The organism is Enterobacter cloacae complex sp. SHL009, from assembly GCF_049237205.1.
Classification (GTDB): domain Bacteria; phylum Pseudomonadota; class Gammaproteobacteria; order Enterobacterales; family Enterobacteriaceae; genus Enterobacter; species Enterobacter cloacae_M.
In genome coordinates this window covers 126,789-147,001 of record NZ_JBMKIW010000007.1, presented here as the reverse complement: position 1 = coordinate 147,001, position 20,213 = coordinate 126,789, and the positions used below count along the sequence as shown (strand labels likewise).

Genomic DNA, 20,213 nt, shown 5'->3' with positions numbered 1-20,213 from the left:
TTATTCCACCGCAAACACCTTATCCAGCCTGCTGTATCCCAGCCCGTTGATCTTCTTCACCTTGATCTGCACCGGAATGCGCTCTTTCATCGCCTCAACGTGGCTGATCACGCCGATGGTTTTCCCGGTGGCGTTCAGCGCGTCGAGCGCATCCAGCGCGGTATCCAGCGTTTCACTGTCGAGCGTGCCGAACCCTTCATCCAGGAACAGGGAATCGATCCGCGTCTTATGGCTCACCAGATCGGAAAGGGCCAGCGCCAGCGCCAGGCTGACCAGGAAGCTCTCGCCGCCCGAGAGCGTGCGGGTATCGCGAACCGCATCCGCCTGCCAGGTATCGACCACTTCCAGCTCCAGCGCGTCGCTGGCCTTGCGCTGCAGCAGATAACGCCCGTGCAGACGGTTAAGCTGCTGGTTAGCAAGCCAGACGAGATTATCCAGCGTCAGCCCCTGTGCGAATTTACGGAACTTGTCGCCGGTGCTGGAGCCGATCAGCGCGTTCAGATAACCCCAGTCGTCCGCCTCTCGCGCGGTCTCTTCAATTTGCTGCATCAACGCCAGCTGGTGCTGACGGTTATCGCTGTCCTGCTTAAGCTGCTGGCGGATCTCGCCCTGATGCGTGGTGTTCTCGCGAAGCCGTTGCGCCAGCTGCTGCAGCTGGCTTTGCAGCGTGGGGGCATCGGCATTGAGCCCTTCCGGCCGCAGCGCCAGATGAGCCTGCAGCTGCTGGTTAGCCTGGCCGGAAAGGGCCGCGGCCTGCTGTATCTGGCTTTCCAGCGACTGCTTCAGCTGTTCGAGGCGACGAATAGCGTCGTCATCCAGCAGGGCGGCAAGGAACGCGTCCCGATCGGCAAAGCAGCTCGCTGAGAGCGCCGCGGTGAACTGTGCCTGCGACTGAAGCAGGCGCTCTTGCTCCAGCTTTTCCTGCTGCTGATGTGCGGTGAGCTGGCTTTGTAGCGACACGCATTCGTCGTGAACGTCTCGCCAGCCGTCCGGAATGGCCGGTTCGGCCTCTTCGCCGTTCGTTTCCGGAAGCGTGTCGAGCAGCGGCTTCAGCGCGTTTATGCGTTCCAGAAGTGCGCCGTGCTGCGTTTGTTTCTCCTGCCACTGCGCGAATTCCGCTTCGCGGGCGTGCAGCCAGGCGGCTTCATTCCCGTCTTCAGGTACGTTAAGCGATAGCGAAAGCAGGGTGTTTTCCAGCGCCTGGCGCGCGGCCGTCAGCTGCTGCTGATACTGTCGCTCCTGCACTTCCTGCTCGTTTAACTGGTTTTGCAGGGTCAGACGCTGGCTGAGCTGATAGAGCTGGCGCTCGTACTGTTCCTGCTCGTTCATCCATGGCGAGATATCTTCCTGAATATTTAACGCTATGTTCAGGGAAGTGCAGGCTTCCATCCACTCTTTAGTGAGTGCTTGCTCTTCCTGAGAGAGCATCTGCGCTTCGTCTGTCTCGCGCTGAATCTGCTGCGTCAGGGCATTAACCTGTCCCAGCACCAGCAGGCCTTCCTCTTTAAGGGCGGCGACCTCTTTTTCCAGGTCATCACGGCGGCGCTGGTTATCCGTCAGCTCAAGCGACTGGTATTGCGCAACGGCGGGATGCTCGCTGGAGCCGCACAGCGGACAGGGTTTGCCGGCCTCAAGCTGCGAACGATAATGTTCCAGCTTTTTGATCGTCGCTTCGGTTTCGCACAGGGCCTTGAGGTCCAGATAGTGCTGGTGTTTCTCTTTGTACTGCTGGCGACGCAGCGTCAGCGTTTCATTGAGTTTGTTTTGTTCGGCCTGGGCCTTCAGCACGCTTTCACCGCTCTGGCGCAGGCGCTTTTGCAGCGGCTGATAGCGGGCATGCAGCGACGTCAGCCGCTGACGCAGCGTGCGTGACCGGGACTGCTGCTCCATAGCCGCACTGACCTCATCTGCCGTCAGCGTCAGCGAATTTTCCGGCATCTCAGCCAGCCTGTTGCGTAATTCCCCCATCCGCGCAGCAAGCGAGGCTAACTGCGTTTTGTCGCGGTTAAGCTGAGAGAACTGGGCACGCCAGCCGGCAATCTCCTGCCCCAGCAGGCGATAGCGTTCGTGCTCCGCCAGCCACTGCGCCAGCGCCGTCTGCTCGGTTTGAAGCTGCTCATGATTACGTTGGGCGGTATGACGGATCCGCGCGCGCAGCGCGGTTTTTGCTTGTAAGCGAGTATTTACTTCAATAATTCGCTGCTGGGTTTGCCTCAGGCGCGCGGTTTGCTCCTGCTGGTGCTCCCAAAGCGGTCGAAGCTGGGCGGCGGGCAGAGCAAGCTGGAGCTTTGCCAGTTCTGGCGCAGCGTTCGTCAGCGCCTGTTGCGCCTGCTGCTGCATCGCGGTGACGCGCTGTTGCTCAAGCACGAGCTCATCATGGCGCGTAAGCCACTGAAAATCTTTCTGTTGGCTTTGCTGCTGAACCAGCAGGGTTTTCTCTTCGTCAGTAAGCGCCTGCAAACTTTGCTGCAACTGCTGCTGTTGCTCTTCGCTCAACAGCACGACGCCCGCCGCCTGCGCCTCGCACTTTTCAAGCACGCTGCGGGCGGCTTTGTGTTTCTCAAACACCATGGCGGAAATCTGGCCGTAGATCTCGGTGCCGGTCAGTTCTTCCAGCAGCTCGGCGCGATCGCTCGGCCTGGCATTAAGGAAGGCGGCAAACTGCCCCTGTGAGAGCAGCATGGAGCGGGTGAAGCGGCCATAGTCCAGCCCGGTGAGCGCGGCGGTTTGCTCCAGTTTATCCGTCACTTTGTCGGCCAGGATTTTGCCATCTTCGCAGCGCGCCAGCTCCACGCGCGGCGCCTGCAGGTTTCCGTCCGGCTGGTTGCGCGCGCGGTTCTGGCTCCAGAATGCGCGATAGGCGGTGCCTTTTACCTCGAACTCCACTTCCGCCAGGCACTCGGCGGTGTCGCGCGTCATCAGGTCGTTTTGCGCCTGAGAAACCTTCTGCAGGCGTGGCGTTTCGTGATAAAGCGCCAGACAGATGGCGTCAAGCAGGGTGGTTTTACCTGCCCCGGTTGCGCCGGTGATGGCAAACAGACCGTTGCTGGCAAACGGCTCCGCGGTAAAGTCAATTTTCCACTCGCCCTTGAGGGAGTTGAGATTTTTCAGACGCAGGCTCAAAATTTTCATGCGTTTTCTTCCTCATCATTGAGCGCATGCAGGGTATGGCTGAACAGTTCGCTGAGTCTTGCGCGCTTCGCGTCGTCAATTTCCTCCTGCGAGAGCCTGCGTTCAAACACCTCTTCAACCCGCAGTTCACTGAGCGTTTCGCGTTGAGCGCTTAACAGAATTTTCTCGCGCTGCTCGCGGCTGCGGCGTACCAGTAAGACTTCGACGGGTAAATCTTCCGTCAGCGCCTGAATTTTTCGCTGCATATCGTGCAGGTAGTCGTCGGTGGTGATTTCGATATCCAGCCAGATGGGCGGGTTAAGCGCTGTTCCGCGCCACTGCTCAAGCTGGGCGGTAATGGCGTCAAGATCGCCCTTCAGCACCGCCAGAGGCTGGGTGACGGGCACCTCCAGCGTCTCGACGGCGTGAAGTTTTCCTTCGGAGAAGCTCACCATATGGACGGATTTGGCCTTGCCCGTTTCGTCAAAGCTGAGCGAAATTGGCGAGCCGCAGTAGCGGATGTGCTCGCTGCCGCCGACGATCTGAGCCCGGTGTATGTGCCCGAGCGCAATGTAGTCGGCTGGCGGGAAGTTCTGCGCCGGAAAGGCATCCAGCGTGCCGATATAGATGTCACGTACCGCGTCACTTTTACTGGCCCCGACGGTGGTTAGATGCCCCGTCGCAATCACCGGAATCGGCTGGTCGCCGCGCAGGGCGCAGGCATCGGCGTGCTGCTGGTGATAATAGTCGGTGATGGCCTGTAATAGATGCTGCTGCTTTTCCGCACCCGACAGCCCCGCCTGGCTTTGCACGATGTCGCGCGGCCGTAAAAAGGGAATGGGGCACAGCACCGCCCCCGACGTGCCGTCGCGTTTTTTCAGGATCTGCGGGGCGTGCCCGGCGCTGGCGACGACAGTGGTATTGAGAAATGCCAGGATGTCGCGGGATTCATTGAGCGTCGCGACGGAATCATGGTTGCCGGCGACAATCACCAGATGACAGCCGGTTTGCTGCAAATTCACCACGAAGCGGTTGTACAGTTCACGCGCATAGCTGGGGGGCGAGCCGGTATCAAAGATGTCACCCGCCACAATAATCGCGTCCACCTCGTGCGTCCGGGCCGTTTCCAGCAGCCAGTTCAGGAAGGCTTCATGTTCAGCCGCACGGCTTTTGCTGTAAAAATTTTGACCCAGATGCCAGTCCGAGGTGTGAAGTATGCGCATAGCTGATCCGTGGCAAAAAAGAGAAAGCAGGATTATAAACGTTCAGAGACGGGAAAATAACCGCTGTAATAAAACAACGGTTTGCCCCTTATCGTGGTACTGTTTTTCATAAATCTGTCATAAATCTGACGCATAATGGCGCCGAATTACAAACTTGTAACTTAAATAAGATAAGACAGGGCAAAGTATGGCGAGACGTATTCTGGTCGTAGAAGATGAAGCTCCAATTCGTGAAATGGTGTGCTTCGTGCTCGAGCAAAACGGCTTCCAGCCGGTTGAAGCGGAAGATTATGACAGCGCAGTGAACCAGCTGAATGAACCCTGGCCCGATCTGATTCTGCTGGACTGGATGTTGCCCGGCGGCTCCGGACTGCAGTTTATCAAACACCTGAAGCGTGAAGCGCTGACCCGCGACATCCCGGTTGTGATGCTCACGGCGCGCGGAGAAGAAGAGGATCGCGTGCGCGGTCTGGAGACCGGCGCGGACGATTACATTACAAAACCGTTCTCCCCAAAAGAGCTGGTTGCCCGCATTAAAGCCGTGATGCGCCGTATTTCGCCGATGGCGGTGGAAGAGGTGATCGAAATGCAGGGGCTGAGCCTTGATCCCACCTCACACCGCGTAATGACCGGTGAAAATCCCCTCGACATGGGGCCTACCGAATTTAAACTCCTGCACTTCTTTATGACCCATCCGGAACGCGTTTACAGCCGCGAGCAGTTGCTGAATAACGTCTGGGGAACTAACGTGTATGTCGAAGACCGGACGGTTGACGTACATATTCGCCGCCTGCGAAAAGCACTGGAACTGAGCGGCCACGATCGCATGGTGCAGACGGTCCGCGGCACGGGTTATCGTTTTTCTACCCGTTTCTGAACAATGACAGGAGTGTGACGCGTGCTGGAACGTCTGTCATGGAAAAGGCTCGTCTTTGAACTGATCTTATGCTGTATTCCGGCCTTCATTCTGGGGGCCTTTCTTGGACACCTGCCGTGGTTTCTGCTGGCGTCGGTCACCGGGCTGCTCATCTGGCATTTCTGGAACCTGCTGCGCCTCTCCTGGTGGCTGTGGGTTGACCGAAGTATGACGCCGCCGCCGGGAAGCGGCAGCTGGGAGCCGCTGCTGTACGGTCTGCATCAGATGCAGATGCGTAATAAAAAGCGTCGCCGCGAGCTGGGAAGCCTGATTAAGCGTTTTCGCAGCGGTGCAGAGTCGCTGCCGGATGCCGTTATTCTGACGACCGAAGAAGGGACAATCTTCTGGTGTAACGGCCTTGCGCAACAGCTGCTGGGCCTGCGCTGGCCCGACGACAATGGCCAGAATATCCTCAACCTTCTGCGTTATCCCGAGTTCACGCTGTATCTGAAAAAGCGTGATTTTACCCGCCCGCACAATCTGAAGCTCAATAATGGTCGCCATCTGGAAATCCGCGTGATGCCCTACAGCGATAAGCAGTGGCTAATGGTGGCGCGCGATGTCACCCAGATGCACCAGCTGGAAGGGGCGCGTCGCAACTTCTTCGCCAACGTCAGTCACGAACTGCGTACCCCGCTGACCGTGCTTCAGGGCTACCTGGAGATGATGCAGGAGCAAACGCTTGAAGGCGCGCCGCGTGAAAAAGCGCTGCACACCATGCGCGAGCAAACGCACCGGATGGAAGGGCTGGTGAAGCAGCTGCTGACGCTCTCGAAGATTGAAGCGGCGCCGACGCTCGCGCTAAATGACACCATTGATGTGCCGATGATGCTGCGGGTCGTTGAGCGTGAAGCGCAGACGCTAAGCCACAAAAAGCATCACCTGACCTTTGAGGTCGACAATACGCTGAAGGTGCTGGGCAGCGAAGATGAACTGCGTAGCGCCATTTCCAACCTGGTGTATAACGCGGTGAATCATACGCCGGAGGGGACGAATATCGTGGTGCGCTGGCATCATGCCCCAACGGGGGCTGAGTTTAGCGTGGAAGACAACGGGCCGGGAATTGCGCCTGAGCATATTCCGCGCCTGACCGAGCGCTTTTACCGTGTGGATAAAGCGCGATCCCGGCAGACTGGCGGAAGCGGTCTGGGGCTGGCAATTGTGAAACACGCGGTGAATCACCATGAAAGCCGTCTCGATATTCAGAGTACGCTGGGTAAAGGAACCCGCTTCAGTTTCGTTATTCCGGAACGATTAATTGCCAAAAAGATCGCCTGACGGCAGGCGTGTCATTTTACCTTTCCACGGGTCAGCGTCTGCTGGCCCGTTTGCTTTGCAGTCAAGCGAAACGCGGATGAATTTTATACGGCTGACTGTTTTTTGTTCGCATGATTAGCCATGGGTTTTTCTTATAAATAGCGTATTGTTCTGAGGTGTGTCTCCATGCTGGCATATTGTTCTGGTTTTGCGATCCCACCTTGCCTTTAAACGTTATAAGCGTTTAAATTGCGCCCCAGATACTGTCAGACCGACTGTATTTGCGTGGTAAATCGAAAAACTATTCTTCTCCACGCCAGGACGGGAGCATTTCCCGCTGAAATTGAGCAAATTTTCGGCTGCATCGTCCCGTCAGGGATATCGAAAATCTCAATGTTTTCAACACCACATCCACAGGCAGTAAGGTTTTATGACCCATCACTTAAAATCGCGTGACATCATCGCGCTGGGCTTTATGACATTTGCGCTGTTCGTTGGCGCAGGCAACATCATTTTCCCTCCAATGGTTGGCTTACAGGCGGGTGAACACGTCTGGACCGCCGCGTTTGGTTTCCTGATTACTGCCGTGGGTCTGCCGGTTCTGACCGTCGTTGCGCTGGCGAAAGTCGGCGGCGGTGTGGATAGCCTCAGCACCCCGATTGGCAAAGTGGCGGGCGTTCTGCTGGCAACCGTCTGCTATCTCGCCGTTGGCCCGCTGTTTGCGACCCCGCGTACGGCAACCGTTTCCTTCGAAGTGGGTATTGCTCCCCTGACCGGTGACGGTGCGATGCCGCTGTTTATCTACAGCCTGATCTACTTCGCGATCGTGATTCTGGTTTCCCTCTATCCGGGAAAACTGCTGGATACCGTGGGTAACTTCCTGGCTCCGCTGAAAATTGTTGCCCTGATCGTGCTGGCGGTAGCCGCTATCGTCTGGCCTGCAGGCCCAATTAGCGATGCGATGGACGCCTATAAAAACGCCGCGTTCTCTAACGGCTTTGTGAACGGCTACCTGACGATGGATACGCTGGGCGCCATGGTGTTTGGTATCGTTATCGTTAACGCCGCGCGTTCCCGCGGTGTGACCGAAGCGCGCCTGCTGACCCGCTATACCATCTGGGCTGGCCTGATGGCCGGTGTGGGTCTGACGCTGCTGTATCTGGCACTGTTCCGTCTGGGTTCCGACAGCGCCATGCTGGTCGATCAGAACGCCAACGGTGCGGCTATCCTGCACGCCTACGTTCAGCACACCTTCGGCGGTGCGGGCAGTATGCTGCTGGCGGCGCTCATCTTCCTGGCCTGTCTGGTCACCGCGGTTGGCCTGACCTGCGCCTGCGCAGAGTTCTTTGCACAGTATCTGCCGCTCTCTTACCGCACCCTGGTGTTTATCCTCGGCATCTTCTCTATGGCGGTGTCCAACCTCGGTCTGAGCCACCTGATTCAGGTCTCGATTCCGGTGCTGACGGCGATTTATCCGCCGTGCATCGTGCTGGTGGTGTTGAGCTTTACTCGCCCGTGGTGGAACAACTCTTCACGAATTATTGCGCCAGCCATGTTTATCAGCCTGATTTTTGGTATCCTTGACGGGATTAAAGCATCAGCTTTCGCGCACATACTGCCGGCATGGACACAGCGTCTGCCGCTGTCCGAGCAGGGTCTGGCCTGGCTGATGCCTACCGTTGTTGCACTGGTTCTGGCCATTATCTGGGACCGTGCTGCAGGGCGTCAGGTCGCATCGAACGCCCATTAATCAACGGCAACAAACTGTTTAACCACGGGGCTTAAGGCCCCGTGGTTTTTTGTTTTTTTCGTGTTGAATGGCAAGATTTAAATGGAAAGCACTAACAAACTTAAACGTGGATTGAGCACGCGCCACATCCGCTTTATGGCGCTGGGCTCTGCTATCGGCACCGGTCTTTTTTATGGCTCGGCAGATGCCATCAAAATGGCCGGTCCCAGCGTTCTGCTGGCGTACATCATCGGCGGCGTGGCGGCGTATATCATCATGCGCGCCCTCGGCGAAATGTCGGTTCACAACCCGTCCGCCAGCTCCTTCTCCCGCTACGCGCAGGAAAACCTCGGCCCGCTGGCCGGGTTTATCACCGGCTGGACCTACTGTTTTGAAATCCTGATTGTGGCAATTGCCGACGTGACGGCATTTGGCATCTATATGGGCGTCTGGTTCCCGGCGGTGCCGCACTGGATTTGGGTGCTGAGCGTGGTGCTGATCATTTGCGCCGTTAACCTGATGAGCGTGAAGGTGTTCGGCGAGCTGGAGTTCTGGTTCTCCTTCTTCAAGGTCGCCACCATTATCATCATGATCGTGGCCGGTTTCGGCATCATCATCTGGGGAATCGGCAACGGCGGGCAGCCGACCGGCATCCATAACCTCTGGAGCAACGGGGGCTTCTTCAGCAACGGCTGGCTCGGCATGGTGATGTCGCTGCAGATGGTGATGTTTGCCTACGGCGGTATCGAGATTATCGGTATTACCGCCGGGGAAGCGAAAGATCCGGAGAAGTCCATTCCGCGCGCCATCAACTCGGTGCCGATGCGTATTCTGGTGTTCTACGTGGGTACGCTGTTCGTGATTATGTCCATCTACCCTTGGAATCAGGTAGGCACCAACGGTAGCCCGTTTGTTCTGACCTTCCAGCATATGGGGATTGCCTTTGCGGCCAGCATTCTGAACTTTGTGGTGCTCACCGCGTCGCTCTCCGCGATTAACAGTGACGTCTTTGGCGTGGGCCGTATGCTGCACGGCATGGCGGAGCAGGGTAGTGCGCCGAAGGTGTTCGCCAAAACCTCACGCCGCGGCACGCCGTGGGTGACCGTCGTGGTGATGACCGTGGCGCTGCTGTTCTCGGTTTACCTGAACTACATCATGCCGGAGAACGTCTTCCTGGTGATCGCATCGCTGGCGACCTTCGCGACGGTGTGGGTGTGGATTATGATCCTGCTGTCGCAGATCGCATTCCGTCGTCGTCTGTCGCCGGATGAGGCGAAAGCGCTGAAGTTCAAAGTTCCTGGCGGCGTTGCGACGACCGTGGTCGGGCTGATCTTCCTGGTGTTTATCATTGCCCTGATTGGCTACCATCCGGATACCCGCATTTCCCTGTACGTGGGCTGCGCGTGGATCGTCCTGCTGCTGGTGGGCTGGGTGTTTAAATGCCGCCGCGACCGTCAGCTGGCGGAAGCGCAGTAATATTTGTATTACTTGTTCCGTGGAAGGGGATTGCCAGGCAATTTTTAACCTGAAGCGATGCATGTGGTTTCAGGAAAGTGAATGGCTTACAGCGATGCCCTGGTCCGGCTGTAAATCGCCGAAGCGTTTCAGTTAGGCCGGGGCGAGGCGCAGGGATGCGCCGAGAGGGCGGGGCCTGCATGGATGCAGGCTCATGCCCGACCCGATAGCCTGAAGGAATAAGCTGAGGGCACCGCGAAGCGGCGATTTACCGCCGGGAGCCCGGGTCGCCAGGGTGGTGGCGACTGAGCCGCCCTGGCACGTTCACAGGCCATGGCATTACAGAGTAGCAAGGAACATGAAGTGAACGGAATTACCCCAATAGCCGCATGTTTCCCCCTCACCCCAGCCCTCTCCCTCAAGGGAGAGGGAGCCGTCCGTGCGGGCATTATTACCTCCTCCCCCGTCCTCCTCCCCCAATAAATCACGTCATGGTGAGCTATCCTTAACCACCCTGTGGCAAGGTGACGTCAATTTCATCAAAGGGGATTCGTGATGTTAAACGCCTGGCACCTTCCGGTTGCCCCATTTGTTAAGCAAAACAAAGACAACCTTGTGATTACGCTCTGGCTGGCGGGGGAAAATCAGCCTGAACGCGTGACGCTCCGCGCCGAAATAGATAACGAAGAGACCGGGTTGAAAATGCACAAGCTGCGCAGCCAGCCGCAGCCGGGGATAACGGCGTGGCGAGCAAATATCGACCTGAGCAGCGGGCAGCCGCGTCGCCGCTACAGCTTCAAACTGCTGTGGAATAACCGCCAGCTGTGGTTTACCCCGCAGGGGTTTAGCCGTTTCCCGCCCGCACGGCTGGAGCAGTTCGCGGTCGATTACCCGGATAACGGCCCGCAGTGGGTTAACGATCAGGTGTTTTACCAGATTTTCCCGGACCGTTTTGCGCGCAGCGAAAAACGCACTGCCGACCAGGATAAGATCTATCACCACCATGCGGCGGGCCACGACATTATCCTGAAAGCGTGGAATGAGCCCTTAACCGCGCAGGCGGGCGGATCCACTTTTTACGGCGGCGATCTCGACGGCATCAGCGAAAAGCTGCCGTACCTGAAAAAGCTCGGCGTGACGGCGCTGTATCTCAACCCGGTGTTTAAAGCCCCGAGCGTGCACAAATACGATACCGAAGATTATCGCCACGTTGACGCGCAGTTTGGCGGTGACGAGGCGCTGCTGCGCCTGCGTAAGAACACCCAAAACGAAGGCATGCGCCTGATTCTGGACGGCGTGTTCAACCACAGCGGAGATTCGCACGCCTGGTTTGACCGTCATAACCAGTCGATGGGCGGGGCATGTCATAACCCGGAGTCGCCGCAGCGCGACTGGTACAGCTTTAACGAGGAGGGCCGCGCGCTGGACTGGCTGGGTTACGCCAGCCTGCCGAAGCTGGATTTCCAGTCGCCAACGCTCGTGAATGAAATCTACGGCGGTGAAGACAGCATCGTCCGTCACTGGCTGAAGGCGCCGTGGAATATGGACGGCTGGCGTCTGGACGTAGTGCATATGCTCGGCGAAGCGGGCGGGGCGCGGAATAACCTTCAGCACGTCGCCGGGATTACGCGCTCGGCAAAAGCGGCCCAGCCAGAGGCGTTCGTCTTTGGCGAGCACTTTGGCGACGCGCGCCAGTGGCTGCAGAACGATGCGGAAGATGCGGCGATGAACTATCGCGGCTTTACCTTCCCGCTGTGGGGATTCCTCGCTAACACCGACATCTCCTACGATCCGAATCATATCGACGCTGAAACCTGCATGGCGTGGATGGAGAACTATCGCGCCGGTCTGTCTCATCAGCAGCAGCTGCGGATGTTCAACCAGCTCGATAGCCACGATACCGCCCGCTTTAAATCCCTGCTCGGCAAGGATGTGGCGCGTCTGCCGCTGGCGGTGACCTGGCTCTTCACCTGGCCGGGCGTGCCGTGCATCTATTATGGAGATGAAGTGGGGCTGGACGGCAACAACGATCCGTTCTGCCGGAAAACCTTCCCGTGGGAGCCAGAGAAGCAGGACAAGGTGCTGTTCAGCCTGTATCAGCGGCTGGCGAAGCTGCGTAAGCAGAGTCTCGCCCTTCGCTACGGCGGCTGTCAGGTGGTGTATGCCCACGATAACGTGGTGGTGTTTGCTCGCGTCTACAATCAGCAGCGCGTGCTGGTGGCCATTAACCGGGGCGAAGCCTGCGAAGTGGTGCTGGATGATTCACCGCTGCTGAAGGTGGCGGCGTGGAAGAATAAAGAGGGCAAGGCAACGATACAGGACGGCGTGCTGGCGCTGCCTGCGGTATCCGCGACGATCTGGTTTGGCAGCTAAGACCTGCTAATGTTTCCACCTTTTAAGATGGCGCAAATGCAACTATTTGTGTCAATCTTAACGGATCGTTTACGGTGAAGGTGGAAACATGGACGAGCTTTACATCCTTGGCTGTTTGTTCCTGGTATTTGCGCTGGTGGTGGCACCCGTGCTTGCGGTTATCGGCTTTAACCGAAGTACGGCGGCTCGACAGGAGATCGCCCGGCTACGCCAGCGCATTGAGGCGCTTGAGCAGCGCGGCGCGAATGAGATAGCGCCAGAGCCGGTGCAGTCTGCCACTCCGGCGGTCGTGACCGCGCCGGTGGTTGAAGATGCTCCCGCGCCTGTCGACCCCTGGCGTTCCGATACTCCCGCTGCCGTGGCAGAACCCGCTCCGGCCCCGACGCCTGCGGCAAAACAGCCTTCTGCCTTTGGCGGTATACTGACGTCGCTGGTGCGCTGGTTTATGCAGGGTAATCCGCTGGCGAAGCTTGGGATCCTGCTGCTCTTCCTCGGTCTTTCATTCCTGCTGCGCTATACCGTGGAACATTCCCTGTTCCCGCTTGAGCTGCGCCTCGTGGCAACGGCGCTGTTTGCCATCGTTCTGCTGGCGGTCGGGTGGCGGCTGCGGCACAGGCAGCGCGTCTATGCGCTGATCCTCCAGGGCGGGGCGACCGGCGTGCTCTACCTGACGGTGTTTGGTGCCTTTCGGCTCTGGCAAATGCTGCCGATGACGCTGGCCTTTGCGCTGCTGGTGGTGATTTGCGCGGCGAGCGTCGGGCTGGCGGTGCTGCAGAAGGCGCTGAGCCTGGCCATGCTGGCGAGCCTCGGCGGGTATCTTGCGCCGCTGCTCTTATCTACCGGGGGCGGCAGCTTTGTGGCGCTGTTCTCTTTCTATCTCCTGCTTTCCATCGGCATTCTCGCTATCAGTATCTGGCAGCACTGGCGCGAGCTGAATCTGCTCGGGCTACTGTTTACGTTCGGCGTGGGCGGCCTGTGGGGGCTGAATGACTACCAGCCTGAAGACTATTGGGTCTGCCAGCTGTTCCTGATTGCCAATACGCTGATATTCGGCGTCCTGAGCGTGGCGCTGTCGCTGCGGGCGCAGGAGAAAGGGAAGCAAATTATTGACGGCGTGCTGCTGTTTGCTCCGCCGCTGATCGGTTTCGGGATGCAGTACGGCATGACCCGGCACTGGGAATATGGACCGGCCCTGAGCGCGCTGGGCTACGGCGCATTTTATCTTACCCTCGCGTTCCTTGCGCTGCGGCGCTATCCCTCTATCGGGCGACCTCTGGTCATGGCGGCGCTGGCAATCGGCGGCGGATTTGCCACGCTCGCCATTCCGCTGGCGCTGTCGGCGCGCTGGACGGCGATGGCCTGGGCGCTGGAAGGGCTGGGTATCCTATGGCTGGGCGTACAGCAGAACCAGCGTCGCATGAGCTATAGCGGGACGGCGCTGCTGGTGCTGGCGCTCGGCAGCGCGCTGTGGGCGCAAACGAACGGCGTTACGTCCCTGAGCCTGCTGCTGATCTTCACCATCCTCAGTCTTTGCTGGCTGGCTGCGGCCTGGCTGTGGCGGACTCTCTTTCTGCCGGTCAGCTGGGCGCTGCTGGCAGGCGGGCTGCTGTTCTGGCTCGTGGCGCTATTGGGTGCATCGCGGCTGGCACTGACGAAGGAATTACCGATTCTGGCGGGCGTGCTGGCGCTGACGGCGGCATCGGTCTGTGGCTGGCGGCTGGCGGCTGCTCGCCTGGCGTGGCGGGAGCTGGATGCCAGCAAATGGCTGCTGTGGCCGGTTATGCTGCTGATGGTGGGTTATCAGCTCTGGCACCAGCAGATCGTTGCCGCTGGCTGGTCAAATCTCGCCTGGTGCGTTGCGCTTCCTGCCGCGCTGATGCTGCTGCGGCGCGACGGTGAAAGACTCCTGCCGCGCATCGCGATGGGGCTGCATCTGTCGCTGTTCTGGATGATTTTGCTGGCGCTGGCCGCGGAGCTTTACTGGTTTGCCCGGTCGTTGCCGTGGGGCATGGCGGCCTGGGGCAGCGGATTAGCGATGGCCGCAGGCGGCGGGGTGATTATGGCGCTTTCTGCAGCCGTACGGCGTCGCGTGTGGCCGTTCCGGGAGTGGCCTGCGCTCTACGCCTGCCTGGCGCCGATCCCTGCCGTCGTGGCGCTGCTGGTACTGCTGGTGGTGACCAATTTCCAGGACGGCGTGGTCTATCGTCAGACCTGGCTGCCGCTGGTAAACCCGCTTGAGGAAGGCGCGGCGTTCGCGCTGCTGGGGCTGGTCGTCTTTTATCGGGCGGTAGAACGCTACTATCCGGCATGGCTTGCGCAAGCGCGTCCGTGGCCCGCCGTCGCGATTATGGCGTTTGGCTTCTGGTGGCTAAACGGTGCGTTGATGCGCGCCCTGGCCTGGTACGGCGACGTGGCCTGGAATATGGCATCGCTGTGGGATTCGCGGCTTATCCAGACCAGTTTTGCCCTGTTCTGGATGCTGAGCGCGCTGGTGGTCATGATCCATGCCACCCGTCGGGCTTCCCGGCAGGAGTGGCTCTGCGGTGCCGCACTGCTGGGCGTGGTGATGGTTAAACTGATGCTGGTGGACAGCGCGGGCGGAGGCGGTTTGTCGCGCGCGGTGGCGTTTATCGGCGTGGCGATACTGGTTCTGATCGTGGGGTATTTCTCACCGCTACCACCCAAAACAGGAGATGAAAAATGAAATGGATGAAAGCGGTAGCCTGTACCGCGCTGCTGGCGCTTTCCGGCCGGGCGTTCTGCGACGAGGGACAAACGGAATCGCCCCGGGACTATGCCTTTGGTCTTTCACTGGATACGTCGGTTCCCTCCCAGTGGTATCGGGTGCTGCTGCCGCTCGCCGTCTATGAGCAAAGTACGTCGCCGGATCTGCATGATGTCCGCGTCTTTAACCAGTCGGGCGAGCCGGTTCCCTTCAGCCTGGTCAGCGCGACGCGTCCGCAGACGCCAGCGCAATCCACTTCGCTGCGCCTCTTCCCGCTGGACGCCTCGCCGCTTGCGGCTTCGCAAGGATCCGGTGACAGCGATAAGATCCTGCTTCGTTCGGGAAACGGCGTTGAAATTGTGCTGGAGGGGCAAAAAGCCGCCGCAGCCGGGCAACATTATCTGCTGACCCTGCCGGAAAAGGCGACGGGCGAGATCGCCATATCCCAGCTGCAGCTGCTCTGGAATACTCCGCAGACGCCGTGGCAGGGAACGGCGTCGGTCTATTACAGCGAGGATCTTAAGCGCTGGTATACCCTGCGCGAGGATATGCCCTTGCTGGACGTCGTCAGCGGCCAGGATCGTCTTAAGCTCGATCGGATCGATACCGATGCGGTTTTATCTCCCGATGCGAATCGCTATCTCATGGTGGTGCTGAACGCGCAGAGCCAGGGGATAACCCTGACCGGCGTAAACGCAATCAGCGCACCTGCCCAGGCGGCCCCGGAAGCGGTCGACCTTGAGGGCGAAGGGGAACAGCTATCGACAAGCGAAGCGCAGTGGCACTGGGCGCGACCGCAGCCGCTGAGTGCTGTCAGCATTTCACTGAACGGCGATGGCGTCCTTCCCGTGGAGATAGCGTGGCGGAGTACGGAGAAAGACGCATGGCACCCCCTGAAGAAAGAGGTCCTTTACCGTCTTGAGGGAAAAACGTCGCCACCGGTTTCGCTTCACGGGGGGCTGGTGCAGGCCGTGAAAATCACGACGCTGAATGCGCGTCTGCCGGAATACCTGCCGAGCGTCACGGGACATCGCGACCGCTATGACCTGGTGTTCAACGCGCAGGGGAAAGCGCCGTACGTGCTCGCCTGGGGCAACGGCGCCGCGAAGCCTGCCAGCCTGGAGCCCGATATGCTGATCCCGGCCGATCTGCGCAAGACCTATGATATGGCGAACCTGCCGCAGGCCGATATTCAGGATAATGTCGCATTAGGCGGCGAGGGGCGTCTGACCGCTACCTCCGCGGCCGAGCGGGAGAGCAGGATGAACACGCTGCTGGTATGGGGCGTGCTGATTGCGGGGGTGATTCTGCTGGCGGGCATGGCCTGGCGCATCTGGCGAGAGACGCAGCGTAAGGCATAAAAAAAGGCCCGCATAAGCGGGCCTTTTTCGTAAACCGTGCCGATTACAGGCTGGATACGTTCTCAGACAGGTATTTAGCAACGCCGTCTGGAGACGCGTTCATGCCTTCTTTACCTTTTTCCCACTGAGCCGGGCACACTTCGCCGTGCTCTTCGTGGAACTGCAGCGCGTCAACCATGCGCAGCATTTCGTCGATGTTACGACCCAGCGGCAGATCGTTCACAACCTGGTGACGAACGATGCCGTTAGCGTCGATCAGGAAGGAACCGCGCAGCGCAACGCCAGCGTCCGGATGTTCGATACCGTAAGCCTGCTGGATTTCGCGTTTGATGTCCGCAACCATTGCGTATTTCACCGCACCGATGCCGCCTTTGTCGACAGGGGTGTTACGCCATGCGTTGTGTACAAATTCAGAGTCGAAGGAGACGCCAACAACTTCCACGCCACGCTTCTGGAATTCTTCATAACGTTTGTCGAAGGCAATCAGCTCAGACGGGCAAACGAAAGTGAAGTCCATTGGCCAGAAGAACAGAACGGTCGCTTTACCGTTGGTGTGCTGTTTGAAGTTGAAGTTTTCAACGATTTCACCGTTGCCCAGAACTGCTGCAGCTGTAAAATCCGGAGCCGGACGAGTTACCAGAACCATATGATTCTCCTGTAGATACTAAGGTTATTTGGAACGCAACGCGAGCCAGTATAGAGAGTGTTCATGGATAAGACAAAGAGGTGGTGACAATCGTTCCGCCAGCTTTTACCTATCAATACGAATTCTGTCAGAGCTGTTTGTTTTTCGCCTGCGCCATCATGCGCGGGTAAAACTGCCAGAAACGCGCTTCCAGCGCATCGTAATGTTCATCCAGGTCATACCAGGAGTCCCGCAGCGCATCCAGTCGCGGTCGGCGGCTCGCCATCCCGTTCAGCACATTCTGGATGAAATCCATCTCGCGATAGCGCTCCAGCCAGCGTTCCGACCATAAATAGTTATTCAGATTGACAAAGCGCGGCGGCGAGTCGGGCAGAATGATCGACACCTGCTGGTGGGCATAGCGCACAAACGCCGGCAAGGGCATCTCCGGCGACAGCTGTTCCCAGTGGCGCGACAGAAAGTGGTCCCACATCACGTCGAGCGTGATCGGCGCAACGCGGCGCGTTTCAGGGCGAAACCACGCTTTGGCTTCCGTCACTTCCGGCAGCTTATCCGTCAGCACGTCGATGCGGCGGTGCATAAAAATCCCGTCGACAACCTCAGGGGAATAGTCCTCAGCGGGGTTGCCGCGTACGAAATCGGCCAGCAAATTGCCGGAAAGGGAGCTGTCAGCGAGGTGTGCGAGATGCAGGTGAGCGAGAAAATTCATGCGTTTTTTTGTCCGGGGGCGGCTAGTTGTTGCAGCAAAAGGGTGTGAGCACTAGACTATGCCGCCTGTTTTTAAGTCACGAGTATACGTCATGCGCGTCGCCGATTTCTCCTTTGAACTACCTGAATCCCTGATTGCTCACTATCCCATGCCTGAGCGCAGCAGCTGTCGCTTACTGTCACTGGATGGGCCAACGGGCGAGCTGACGCACGGTACTTTCACCGATTTGCTCGACAAGCTCAACCCTGGCGATCTGCTGGTCTTTAACAATACCCGCGTGATCCCGGCGCGCCTGTTCGGCCGTAAAGCCAGCGGCGGCAAGATTGAAGTGCTGGTCGAACGTATGCTCGATGATAAACGTATTCTGGCACATATTCGCGCATCTAAGGCGCCAAAGCCGGGCGCGGAGCTGCTGCTGGGCGATGATGAGAGCATCAAAGCGACCATGACCGCGCGCCACGACGCGCTGTTCGAGGTGGAGTTCAATGACGAACGCACGGTGCTCGATATCCTGAACGCCATCGGCCACATGCCGCTGCCGCCGTATATTGAGCGTCCGGACGAAGAGGCCGACCGCGAGCTGTACCAGACCGTCTACAGCCAGAAGCCAGGCGCCGTCGCTGCGCCGACCGCGGGCCTGCATTTTGATGAGCCGCTGCTGGAGAAACTGCGCGCGAAGGGCGTGGAGATGGCGTTCGTGACGCTGCACGTCGGGGCGGGAACCTTCCAGCCGGTGCGCGTGGACAGCATTGAAGATCACATCATGCACTCTGAGTATGCTGAAGTGCCTCAGGATGTGGTGGACGCGGTCCTGGCGGCGAAAGCGCGCGGCAGCCGCGTCGTGGCGGTCGGTACAACGTCCGTGCGCTCACTCGAGAGCGCCGCGCAGGCCGCAAAGAGCGATCTTATCGAGCCGTTCTTTGGCGATACGCAGATCTTTATCTACCCGGGCTATCAGTACAAAGTGATTGACGCGCTGGTGACCAACTTCCATCTGCCTGAATCAACGCTGATTATGCTGGTGTCGGCATTTGCCGGTTATCAGCATACGATGGCGGCCTACAAGTCTGCGGTAGAACAAAAATATCGCTTTTTTAGCTACGGGGACGCGATGTTTATCACGTACAATCCGCTGGCTTTGAATGAGCGTGTCGGGGAATAAGTCCGCGGCACCGTTTTACAACGTTGGACTGTTTTTCTGACGTCGGAGAAAAAATGAAATTTGAACTCGATACCACCGACGGTCGCGCGCGTCGCGGTCGCCTGGTGTTTGATCGCGGCGTGGTGGAAACCCCCGCGTTTATGCCTGTGGGCACCTACGGCACCGTAAAAGGGATGACGCCGGAAGAAGTTGAAGCCACGGGCGCACAGATTATCCTCGGCAACACCTTCCACCTGTGGCTGCGTCCGGGTCAGGAGATTATGAAGCTCCACGGCGACCTGCACGATTTCATGCAGTGGAAAGGCCCAATCCTGACCGATTCCGGCGGCTTCCAGGTCTTCAGCCTGGGCGATATCCGTAAGATCACCGAGCAGGGCGTTCACTTCCGTAACCCGATCAACGGCGATCCGATTTTCCTCGATCCGGAAAAATCGATGGAGATTCAGTACGATCTCGGATCTGATATCGTGATGATCTTCGACGAATGTACGCCATACCCGGCCGACTGGGATTACGCCAAGCGTTCAATGGAGATGTCTCTGCGCTGGGCGAAGCGTAGCCGTGATCGTTTTGACTCCCTGCAGAACAAAAATGCGCTGTTCGGCATTATCCAGGGCAGCGTTTACGAAGATTTACGCGATATCTCTGTTAAAGGTCTGGTAGAGATAGGTTTTGATGGCTACGCTGTCGGCGGTTTGGCTGTGGGTGAGCCGAAGGAAGACATGCACCGCATTCTGGAGCATGTCTGCCCGCAAATCCCGGCGGATAAGCCACGATACCTGATGGGCGTGGGTAAACCAGAAGATCTGGTTGAAGGCGTACGCCGCGGCATTGATATGTTCGACTGCGTCATGCCAACCCGCAACGCGCGTAACGGCCATTTGTTCGTTACCGATGGCGTGGTGAAAATCCGTAACGCGAAGCATAAGAGTGACACCAGCCCGCTCGATTCCGAGTGCGATTGCTATACCTGTCGCAATTATTCTCGCGCGTATCTGCATCATCTCGATCGTTGCAACGAGATTTTGGGCGCGCGTCTCAATACCATTCATAATCTTCGTTATTATCAGCGCTTAATGGCTGGTTTACGTAAGGCTATCGAAGAGGGTAAATTAGAGAGCTTCGTGACCGATTTCTACCAACGTCAGGGGCGGGATGTTCCACCGTTGAACGTTGATTAATTTTAATAATGAGGGAATTTGAATGAGCTTTTTTATTTCTGATGCGGTAGCGGCAACAGGTGCTCCAGCGCAGGGCAGCCCGATGTCTCTGATTCTGATGCTGGTTGTGTTCGGTCTGATCTTCTACTTCATGATCCTGCGTCCACAGCAGAAGCGCACCAAAGAGCACAAAAACCTGATGAACTCCATTGCGAAAGGCGATGAAGTACTGACTAACGGTGGTCTGGTGGGTCGCGTAACCAAAGTGGCTGAAAATGGCTACATTGCTATCGCCCTGAACGACACCACTGAAGTGGTCATCAAACGTGACTTCGTAGCTGCCGTTCTGCCGAAAGGCACCATGAAGGCGCTGTAATCCCAACTTT

14 protein-coding genes are annotated in these 20,213 nt (G+C 58.2%); 10 read left to right on the top strand and 4 right to left on the bottom strand.

Features of this window, described 5'->3' with window-relative positions; all coding sequences use genetic code 11:
* Both sbcC and sbcD read right to left on the bottom strand, forming a co-directional pair.
* A complete protein-coding gene (gene sbcC / locus ACOTZC_RS16700; RefSeq protein WP_333032501.1) occupies positions 1-3,132 on the bottom strand; it encodes an exonuclease subunit SbcC in 3,132 nt (1,043 codons plus the stop codon).
* Positions 3,129-4,334, bottom strand: a complete 1,206-nt coding sequence (gene sbcD, locus ACOTZC_RS16695) for an exonuclease subunit SbcD (RefSeq protein ID WP_163353499.1) — start codon at positions 4,332-4,334, stop codon at positions 3,129-3,131. Before sbcD ends, sbcC begins: the two co-directional genes overlap by 4 nt.
* A 187-nt stretch (positions 4,335-4,521) precedes the next feature.
* Here sbcD and phoB point away from each other — a divergent pair, with 187 nt between their 5' ends.
* The 7 genes from phoB (at position 4,522) to ACOTZC_RS16660 (ending at position 16,150) form a co-directional block, all read left to right on the top strand.
* Positions 4,522-5,211, top strand: a complete 690-nt coding sequence (gene phoB, locus ACOTZC_RS16690) for a phosphate response regulator transcription factor PhoB (RefSeq protein ID WP_008503265.1) — start codon at positions 4,522-4,524, stop codon at positions 5,209-5,211.
* Between the two features lie 21 nt (positions 5,212-5,232).
* Positions 5,233-6,528 carry a phosphate regulon sensor histidine kinase PhoR gene (gene phoR, locus ACOTZC_RS16685; RefSeq protein ID WP_045400639.1) on the top strand — a complete coding sequence of 432 codons (1,296 nt, stop codon included), beginning with the start codon at positions 5,233-5,235 and terminating at the stop codon, positions 6,526-6,528.
* 409 nt (positions 6,529-6,937) lie between these two features.
* Complete coding sequence (brnQ, locus tag ACOTZC_RS16680; protein ID WP_024906795.1) at positions 6,938-8,257, top strand: branched-chain amino acid transporter carrier protein BrnQ; 1,320 nt, start codon at positions 6,938-6,940, stop codon at positions 8,255-8,257.
* Positions 8,258-8,338: 81 nt separating this feature from the next.
* Positions 8,339-9,712: a proline-specific permease ProY gene (gene proY, locus ACOTZC_RS16675; protein WP_029739758.1), complete on the top strand. Its 1,374-nt coding sequence runs from the start codon at positions 8,339-8,341 to the stop codon at positions 9,710-9,712.
* 534 nt (positions 9,713-10,246) lie between these two features.
* Positions 10,247-12,064 (top strand): maltodextrin glucosidase, encoded by a 1,818-nt coding sequence (malZ, locus tag ACOTZC_RS16670; protein WP_163353500.1) that lies wholly within the window; start codon positions 10,247-10,249, stop codon positions 12,062-12,064.
* Positions 12,065-12,152: 88 nt separating this feature from the next.
* Complete coding sequence (locus ACOTZC_RS16665; protein ID WP_163353501.1) at positions 12,153-14,768, top strand: DUF2339 domain-containing protein; 2,616 nt, start codon at positions 12,153-12,155, stop codon at positions 14,766-14,768.
* Positions 14,765-16,150 carry a DUF3999 domain-containing protein gene (locus tag ACOTZC_RS16660; protein ID WP_045400648.1) on the top strand — a complete coding sequence of 462 codons (1,386 nt, stop codon included), beginning with the start codon at positions 14,765-14,767 and terminating at the stop codon, positions 16,148-16,150. Before ACOTZC_RS16665 ends, ACOTZC_RS16660 begins: the two co-directional genes overlap by 4 nt.
* Positions 16,151-16,193: 43 nt before the next feature.
* Here the strand turns inward: ACOTZC_RS16660 and ACOTZC_RS16655 are convergent, their stop codons facing one another.
* Together ACOTZC_RS16655 and acpH are read right to left on the bottom strand one after the other, a co-directional pair.
* A complete protein-coding gene (locus ACOTZC_RS16655; protein ID WP_014168840.1) occupies positions 16,194-16,796 on the bottom strand; it encodes a peroxiredoxin in 603 nt (200 codons plus the stop codon).
* 127 nt (positions 16,797-16,923) lie between these two features.
* Positions 16,924-17,505 (bottom strand): ACP phosphodiesterase, encoded by a 582-nt coding sequence (gene acpH, locus ACOTZC_RS16650; RefSeq protein WP_023310549.1) that lies wholly within the window; start codon positions 17,503-17,505, stop codon positions 16,924-16,926.
* Positions 17,506-17,596: 91 nt separating this feature from the next.
* Between acpH and queA the strand changes: the two genes are divergently transcribed.
* The 3 genes from queA to yajC are packed head-to-tail and all read left to right on the top strand — an operon-like array spanning position 17,597 to position 20,203.
* On the top strand, positions 17,597-18,667 hold the full coding sequence (queA, locus tag ACOTZC_RS16645; protein WP_047173805.1) for a tRNA preQ1(34) S-adenosylmethionine ribosyltransferase-isomerase QueA: 1,071 nt from the start codon (positions 17,597-17,599) through the stop codon (positions 18,665-18,667).
* Between the two features lie 53 nt (positions 18,668-18,720).
* The gene (tgt, locus tag ACOTZC_RS16640; RefSeq protein WP_003859110.1) at positions 18,721-19,848 is read left to right on the top strand and encodes a tRNA guanosine(34) transglycosylase Tgt; all 1,128 of its coding nucleotides are present in this window, start codon (positions 18,721-18,723) and stop codon (positions 19,846-19,848) included.
* Positions 19,849-19,870: 22 nt separating this feature from the next.
* Entirely contained in the window at positions 19,871-20,203 is a 333-nt protein-coding gene (gene yajC / locus ACOTZC_RS16635) for a preprotein translocase subunit YajC (RefSeq protein WP_003859109.1), read from the top strand.
* The last annotated feature ends 10 nt before the right edge of the window (positions 20,204-20,213 follow it).

Coding starts and splice junctions, on each gene's coding strand:
- sbcC (WP_333032501.1), bottom strand. CDS start 3,132: ATGAAAATTTTGAGCCTGCGTCTGAAAAATCTCAACTCCCTCAAGGGC.
- sbcD (WP_163353499.1), bottom strand. CDS start 4,334: ATGCGCATACTTCACACCTCGGACTGGCATCTGGGTCAAAATTTTTAC.
- phoB (WP_008503265.1), top strand. CDS start 4,522: ATGGCGAGACGTATTCTGGTCGTAGAAGATGAAGCTCCAATTCGTGAA.
- brnQ (WP_024906795.1), top strand. CDS start 6,938: ATGACCCATCACTTAAAATCGCGTGACATCATCGCGCTGGGCTTTATG.
- proY (WP_029739758.1), top strand. CDS start 8,339: ATGGAAAGCACTAACAAACTTAAACGTGGATTGAGCACGCGCCACATC.
- malZ (WP_163353500.1), top strand. CDS start 10,247: ATGTTAAACGCCTGGCACCTTCCGGTTGCCCCATTTGTTAAGCAAAAC.
- ACOTZC_RS16665 (WP_163353501.1), top strand. CDS start 12,153: ATGGACGAGCTTTACATCCTTGGCTGTTTGTTCCTGGTATTTGCGCTG.
- ACOTZC_RS16660 (WP_045400648.1), top strand. CDS start 14,765: ATGAAATGGATGAAAGCGGTAGCCTGTACCGCGCTGCTGGCGCTTTCC.
- ACOTZC_RS16655 (WP_014168840.1), bottom strand. CDS start 16,796: ATGGTTCTGGTAACTCGTCCGGCTCCGGATTTTACAGCTGCAGCAGTT.
- acpH (WP_023310549.1), bottom strand. CDS start 17,505: ATGAATTTTCTCGCTCACCTGCATCTCGCACACCTCGCTGACAGCTCC.
- queA (WP_047173805.1), top strand. CDS start 17,597: ATGCGCGTCGCCGATTTCTCCTTTGAACTACCTGAATCCCTGATTGCT.
- tgt (WP_003859110.1), top strand. CDS start 18,721: ATGAAATTTGAACTCGATACCACCGACGGTCGCGCGCGTCGCGGTCGC.
- yajC (WP_003859109.1), top strand. CDS start 19,871: ATGAGCTTTTTTATTTCTGATGCGGTAGCGGCAACAGGTGCTCCAGCG.